This is a genomic window from Peribacillus sp. NPDC060253, from assembly GCF_042727425.1.
GTDB lineage: Bacteria > Bacillota > Bacilli > Bacillales > DSM-1321 > Peribacillus.
On the sequence record NZ_JBHXAS010000176.1, the window covers coordinates 1 to 7156 of the forward strand.

Annotated in this window: 6 protein-coding genes; 4 read left to right on the forward strand and 2 right to left on the reverse strand. The window is 34.6% G+C overall.

The window, feature by feature from the left end; translation table 11 throughout:
- Positions 1 to 47: 47 nt before the first annotated feature.
- Positions 48 to 479, forward strand: a complete 432-nt coding sequence (locus ACFWE9_RS25020) for a flavodoxin (RefSeq protein WP_377359349.1) — start codon at positions 48 to 50, stop codon at positions 477 to 479.
- A gap of 36 nt (positions 480 to 515) precedes the next feature.
- Positions 516 to 1289, forward strand: a complete 774-nt coding sequence (locus ACFWE9_RS25025; protein ID WP_377359345.1) for a hypothetical protein — start codon at positions 516 to 518, stop codon at positions 1287 to 1289.
- A gap of 988 nt (positions 1290 to 2277) precedes the next feature.
- Here ACFWE9_RS25025 and ACFWE9_RS25030 read toward each other — a convergent pair.
- Positions 2278 to 3897 carry an ABC-F family ATP-binding cassette domain-containing protein gene (locus ACFWE9_RS25030; protein ID WP_230155511.1) on the reverse strand — a complete coding sequence of 540 codons (1620 nt, stop codon included), beginning with the start codon at positions 3895 to 3897 and terminating at the stop codon, positions 2278 to 2280.
- A gap of 1171 nt (positions 3898 to 5068) precedes the next feature.
- On the opposite strand from ACFWE9_RS25030, the gene ACFWE9_RS25035 reads away from it, so the two are divergent.
- Both ACFWE9_RS25035 and ACFWE9_RS25040 read left to right on the forward strand, forming a co-directional pair.
- Positions 5069 to 5575, forward strand: coding sequence for a transposase (locus ACFWE9_RS25035; protein WP_377359347.1), 507 nt, complete (start codon positions 5069 to 5071; stop codon positions 5573 to 5575).
- Between the two features lie 565 nt (positions 5576 to 6140).
- A complete protein-coding gene (locus tag ACFWE9_RS25040; RefSeq protein WP_191090669.1) occupies positions 6141 to 6290 on the forward strand; it encodes a hypothetical protein in 150 nt (49 codons plus the stop codon).
- Between the two features lie 22 nt (positions 6291 to 6312).
- Here the strand turns inward: ACFWE9_RS25040 and ACFWE9_RS25045 are convergent, their stop codons facing one another.
- Positions 6313 to 6588 carry a hypothetical protein gene (locus tag ACFWE9_RS25045; RefSeq protein WP_230155512.1) on the reverse strand — a complete coding sequence of 92 codons (276 nt, stop codon included), beginning with the start codon at positions 6586 to 6588 and terminating at the stop codon, positions 6313 to 6315.
- Positions 6589 to 7156: the final 568 nt, after the last annotated feature.

Sequence of the window (7156 nt, forward strand, 5' to 3'; positions counted from 1 at the left end):
TGTGCTCGGAGATTTGTATAAGTGACTGCATTATAATTTTTGCCAGTATGAGTGGAAATACAGAAGAAATGGCAAATACCATTGCAGAAGGAATCATAGAAATCAGTGATGTGAAAATCGAAAAGATAGATATAATGGAAGGTCCTGAAGCCTCCATACTTGGAGATTATGATGGTATCTTATTAGGTGCCTATACGTGGGGAGACGGAGAATTGCCGGATGATTTTTTAGACTTTTATGACGAAATGGATCATATTGATCTAACAGGAAAGAAAGCTGCGGTGTTTGGTCCCTGCGATTCATCTTACTCACAATATGGTGCAGCCGTAGATATTTTGACAGAAAAATTAAGGGAACAGGGTGCTGATATCGTCCTAGAAGGGTTAAAAGTAGAATTAACCCCAGATGATGAGGATATCAAAAACTGCCAAAATTTTGGGAGGGATTTTATAAAGAAAAGTTTTGTCTCTTCAATATAGATTGAGAAATTTTATGAGGAAAGAGAGATGTCGGGAATGAGGGGTAAGGAACATCGGATTTCCATTGTTACTTTAACTGATTACCATTTACAAGATTTTATAAGATGTCCTTATCAATTTTACTTTCAACATATTGAAGGGAAAATCACAACTCAATTGGATAGGAGGAAGAAGGTTCAATTTGTGGTTAATCAAGTTGTAAGCCGATATTATAAACTTCCTCCAAAAAGTCAGACGCCTAAGAAAGTTATGGAGCTCATAGATGATCATTGGAGTGCCATTGATGTACGTCAGTTCGAGTCAAAGGTTCATTATTATAGGGCACTTGCTAATATAACAGACCATTTACTCCAATTTTTAACTTCTAAAAAGATTGAATATCCACCTTTATTTTTATATGAAAAGTTTAATACTAATATTGAGGAGTTGGGGACGGAACTTTCCTTAACTATTGAAGTAGCAGAATGGACAAGCAACTCATTCATCATAAAGAAGTATTTAGTTGATACACATGAAGACATGAACCTTTTATTTAATAATATGATATCGGTATTTTGTAAAAAGGCATTTGGTCAATTACCAGAAAGAATAGAGATATTCTCGCTTATGGAAGGTAAAATAGAAACGTATATTCCAACGATGAAGGATGTTTCGGATGGATTGGAATACCTCAACATTATCAAGAATCTTTTACAAGAACCCAAAAAGTATTTGAAAACGGATTCCTTAACAGTTTGCAAAAGCTGCTCATATCAAAAAAGATGTTATGAAGGTAGTAATATAAACCAAGAAAGATTTATTAGTCATTAATCGTGTTCAGAAAACCTAGGAATATTGCGGTTGTGGACTAAGGTGACAGTGAACAATTACTTGAATTATTAACCTATTGCGTATAAAAGGATTATCTAATATAAAGCGGGTTAGGTCATTATTTCTAATGAATATTCGATGATGAAAGGGGAGATGGATAACTTGCAAACTGGAAATTACATAATTTATCAAATGCGGATTATTCCATTAAGAGGATAATCCGCTCACATTTTCATTCTAGATTATATACCCTATACTATAGGTATTTAGCTACCATTTATTTAGCCTTACCAATTGACAGAAGGATTGAAGGTGTATCTTATGTTTTCATTACCCCCGCGGAAAGCGACTGCCCTACGTTCCACACAACAATCATATTTAAAAACCTAAAAAAACCTGTAGACAAACTCCATTATGGTCGAGTTTGTCTACAGTCTGAGGTAAGAGCGCCATATATGCCCTTACTTTTTTCTGGTATTGTTTGACTAGTTAGGATTACCAGTTCTTTTGTACTTAACAAATATGTTCATCATATTCCGCTTTTAAGTAATTTAACATCTTTTCCTTTTGGAAAGAATAATGAAAACAATTAAAGTAAAAGGAAAAGTCGTCAAAAAAGAGTGAATGTTTTTCATCGAATCCATAAGAATGTAAAAAATCCGAAATTATTGTTTCTTGATCCACGAGGTCGAATAATCCGGATACATAAAATTGATAACTGAATTTATCATATAAAAAAAGGTATCCTGTATCCTCAAAAATATTTTTCACTGAATGCCCATCCAATCTAACTCACTCCTTTCTTACCAATATACCTTTTTATTCATGAATTTATTCAGTGCTCATTTGTGGTGGAATATTATTATATTTAATGCAGATCAATTAATATACCATCAATAAGTTGGAAGGATTAAAACAAATGCATGAAGGAGGGAAGCGCAACGAAAAAAGCACATCCCATAAGGATGTGCCGCATTTAACAAACTTCTTATTTATACATTTCAGCCACTTGTTTTTGCAATTGGCTATTTTCAAGGTACTCATCATAACTCATTTGCTTATCTACCGTACCTTTTGGTGTAAGTTCAATGATTCGGTTCGCAACAGTTTGGATGAACTGATGGTCATGAGAAGCGAAGATCATTGAACCTTTAAAGCTGATTAAACCGTTGTTCAATGCTGTAATCGACTCTAAGTCTAAATGGTTGGTAGGTTCATCAAGCATTAGGACGTTAGAACCGCTTAACATCATTTTAGAAAGCATACAGCGGACTTTTTCGCCCCCTGAAAGGACACTGGCCTTTTTCGTGACTTCATCACCAGAGAACAACATTCTGCCTAAGAAACCGCGTAGGAAGCTTTCGCTTTGATCATTAGGAGAATATTGACGGAGCCAATCGACAAGGGTTAAATCGACACCTTCAAAGAATTCGGCATTATCTTTAGGGAAGTATGCCTGAGAGGTCGTAACGCCCCATTTGAAAGATCCGTTGTCCGGTTCAATTTCACCTGCTAAAATTTTGAACATTGTTGTTTTAGCAATCTCATCTTTGCCGACAAAAGCAATCTTATCACCTTTATTCATTGTGAAGCTGACGTTATCCAATATTTTTATGCCATCGATCGTTTTCGAAATTCCATCTACACGAAGCAAATCGTTCCCGATTTCACGCTCAGGTGTAAAACCGACATATGGATAGCGGCGAGATGAAGGCTGTATATCATCTAAGCTGATCTTATCCAATAATTTCTTACGGGATGTTGCTTGACTCGATTTGGATGCATTAGCACTGAAACGAGCGATGAAATTTTGGAGCTCTTTGATTTTTTCTTCTTTTTTCTTATTGGCATCTTGTGTCAGCTTAAGGGCAAGCTGGCTTGATTCATACCAGAAGTCATAGTTACCGATATAAACTTTAATTTTACCGAAATCCAGATCCGCGATATGTGTACAAACTTTATTCAGGAAGTAACGATCATGGGAAACTACGATAACAGTGTTTTCAAAATTGATCAAGAACTCTTCCAGCCATTTGATCGCTTTTAAATCCAAGTGGTTGGTAGGCTCATCCAGTAGAAGAACATCTGGTTTTCCGAATAGTGCTTGGGCAAGTAATACTTTAACCTTGTCGCCACCGTTTAATTCAGCCATTTTTTTTGTGTGCAGGTCTTCTTGAATACCAAGGCCTTTTAAGAGGATAGAAGCTTCAGGTTCAGCTTCCCAACCGTTTAATTCGGCAAATTCACCTTCTAGTTCGGCTGCTTTCATTCCGTCTTCGTCCGTGAAGTTTTCTTTCATATAGATGGCATCTTTTTCTTGCATGACTTCATATAATCTTTCATGTCCCATAATGACAACTTTAAGGACTTCTTCTTCTTCAAAAGCGAAGTGATCTTGTTTTAGGACGGCAAGGCGTTCGCCAGGCCCCATATGGACATCCCCGGATTGTGCTTCAATTTCACCGGAAAGGATTTTTAAGAACGTGGATTTACCGGCGCCATTTGCCCCAATTAGTCCGTAGCAGTTACCAGGCGTGAATTTTATATTAACATCTTCAAACAGCTTACGATCGCCATAGCGTAAACCAACATTATTTACAGTAATCATTTATTTACATTCCTCCAAAATACTTTTGTTTCAACGTTTCCAACATTAGTTTAGGTTATTTTTGCGCTGATTCACATAAACAGCAGTTTACGTTTATGTATTTTTTAAACTGTGCCATCATTTGAATTGTATCTTATTTCTGCAAAAAGTTAAAGGTTCATAAACAAAACTTTGAGTATTCGATATTTTTTAAAGTCCATAGAGATTATTTGATATCGTCTTAATAATCCATATTTGTTCAATAAAGCATTACTTGGATCATCATAGTTATCATTTTTTCTTTTGCTTAATCTAAATGTATTAATCATCAATATAACCGAAAAAATGAAAAGAAAAACGAACGTAAGTATAAGGAAATCCTAAATAAAAAATGGTGGAAAGTAAATCCTTATTCATTTATAGGTATAATTATAAAGTGAATTCCTCTGATTTTTATTATTAAGGCAACTGGATGATAGTATGACTTCAAAAGGAATTTTTCAAACGTTAGGGACTGTTTCTTCATTTTACACGAAATATCCAAGATATCGACTTGCTAAATTTGACGGACGTTTTAGACCAAAATGCACCATTTATATTAATGGTTTTGAAAGTCGGCATAATGATGGTAACAGGATTCAGTTATTTAAATTCTAGAATGGAACATTATGGATTTACTAGGTTCTTATATACATGTCTTGGCTTTTGCTCCTATTTCATTCACAATTGCTGTAATAAAGGCTCAGTTTGGTCAATATTGGTGGGCGATAATAATCTGTGCTGTTATTGTTATTTATTGGGGAAGTCAACAAAAGGAGTAAATCATCCTTTCAAGGGTGCTTCAGAATGTAGACAAATTCGATGAAAATCGAGTTTGTCTACATTTTTTTATGGCTTGTACAATTTGGACGTTGATTGGAACGTAGGGCGCTCGCTTTCCGCGGACGGTCCGCCCTCGGCGTCTCCCTTAGACGCGCTTTTCTATGCTGGAGTCTCGTACCTTCCGTTCCAATCAACTTTGTTTTAACATTTAGATAGAACCCTTTTGCCTAGAGTCTTTTTTGTTTTAAAATAGAAGTATTCAAACTTGAGGTGATGAGGATGCTTTCTAAACATGATTCTATTCAGCGAGATCTACTTGAAATGATTACTTTAGATCAACTGGTGCCACCGAACCATTTGGTTCGTAAAAATGGAGGCTGCCATTGATTTCACTTTCATTTATGACTTGGTGAATGATATGTATTCAGAGGTAGGACGCCCAAGTATTGATCCAGTTATTTTAGTTAAACTGACATTCATCCAATATACCTTCGGTCCATGCGTAAAACGATTGAAGAAGTTGAAACAAATATGGCTTACCGTTGGGTTCTTAGGCTACGGTTTCCATGATAAAGCACCTCATTTCTCTACGTTCGGGGAAAATTATGAGCGACGCTTTAAAGATACAGACCTGTTTGAACAGATTTTCTATCGCATTTTAATGACAGCTGCTGATAGAAAGTTAATAAGTGCAGAGCACATATTCGTCGATTCCACACATGTGAAAGTCAGTGCGAACAAGAGGGAATTTGAAAAGAAAATCGTTCACAAAGAAGCACGAGCGAATCAAGGACGCCTTCAAGATGAAATAAATCAAGATCGTGTAAATCATGGAAAGAAGCTTTTTCCACCAGATAAATTTGTTAGGCTCTGTTAAAAGATGTTGTTGATTTTCTTGATGAACTAATGGGGCAGGTTAGTTGAATAAGGTAATATTTGGATTAAGATAGATATAAGTAGAAAAGTTAATAACAAGGGGTGATTTTTTGGAGAAAAATATTGGGGATGTAGATTTTTTTAAACAAGTAGTATAAAGACTTTACAAAAAAAACAATATTTCCCCTCAGAAACCTAAATTTGAAATCATCGAGAACGTAATCGTTATTAGCATTAAGAACCATGTAAAAGATGGAGTAGACTTAGATTGTTTTAATATTTTAAACCTTATTTACCGAACAATTGGAACTTTAGAAGAGAGCTGAACAAACAAGAAATAGAATTATTGAGGCTTATGCTGAGTGTCAAGGCATTTTATTTTGATTATAGCAATGAAATGAATACCATTTGGGGATGATTATTTTACTAAGTTTTTAATGTTTTTAATGATATATGCAAAGTTAGCAGTACACTAAATAAAGTAATAGGGTTTACTTCAGTAAAATAAGGTATATTATATTTGTTGAATAGATTCTCTTTAAAGACAAGAAAAGTAGGTGAACAAAGTGGGAAAATATCAATTGGATTACAAAGGTCAGGCAGCTGTGACAAAGTTTCATGAAAAACAGACGCCTGCCAAATTTGATAAAAAGCAGCAACTTGAAAAAATACGTGCGGAGTATTTGAAAAAGAAGCAAAAACAAACAGATAAATAATATGAATGAAAACATAGGAAGACTAAAACCTCCCTATGTTTTTCTTATTCGAAGTTCTTTTTTTAAATTGATGATAGAGTTTATTATTCCCATAAATTTCAGATTCGGTGACAAAAAACTCGTCATCAGATATCCATTCCTCACTAAAAATTTCAGTAGCAGAATCAATAGACCAGCCGTTATTTTGGATACACCAGTAATCTCCAGCAGAAATTTTTAAAACATTTGGATACTCACTTGGCTTAGGTAGCTGAATAAAAAGATAAGTCTCGTTCTTTTCAGCAAGATACTTTCTCAACACCCCACATTCAAAGAAAGTCAGGGAATACCAATGCGCTGAATTTACTTCTAATAACTTAAAGGTAAACCAATGAGTAAACCTATAAAAAACCTACTATATCAACGTTTATAGGTTAAAAGGTTTACAGGTTTACGAGGTTTACGCAATTATGGAATTCTTTATATAAAAAAATAGATAGATGATGAGTTAGAGTAAGCCTTAGACAAAATTAGCTTATCAATCATCATTAGAAAGTTTGAATATCGCTTAGAATGGTTTTCTGAATACACAAAGCTGATTAATAAGCATAGATGGAATGTAGCAAGCTACCAGCGTTTAGCTTAATAGCTTTTATTGCTAGTAGTTTTCTTACCACAGCTAAACATTTCTGATATGCTCCAATAAAAAATAAAGCAACGCATTCCAATATAGAAACGGCTGCTTTAATTCATACTTTCAATTTTACGCTTGACGAATTTTTTATAAAAATGGTTACGGTTTTGGTTACGTTTCTAAATGGTTGTAAATCAATTCTAGTCAATTGCGATAGTTAAGAAACATTGTATTCATCGTAAGAGCTAATATC

Excerpts from the sequence above, each read along its gene's own strand:
- ACFWE9_RS25020 (WP_377359349.1), top strand. The coding sequence starts at position 48 with ATGAGTGGAAATACAGAAGAAATGGCAAATACCATTGCAGAAGGAATC.
- ACFWE9_RS25025 (WP_377359345.1), top strand. The coding sequence starts at position 516 with ATGAGGGGTAAGGAACATCGGATTTCCATTGTTACTTTAACTGATTAC.
- ACFWE9_RS25030 (WP_230155511.1), bottom strand. The coding sequence starts at position 3,897 with ATGATTACTGTAAATAATGTTGGTTTACGCTATGGCGATCGTAAGCTG.
- ACFWE9_RS25035 (WP_377359347.1), top strand. The coding sequence starts at position 5,069 with ATGGAGGCTGCCATTGATTTCACTTTCATTTATGACTTGGTGAATGAT.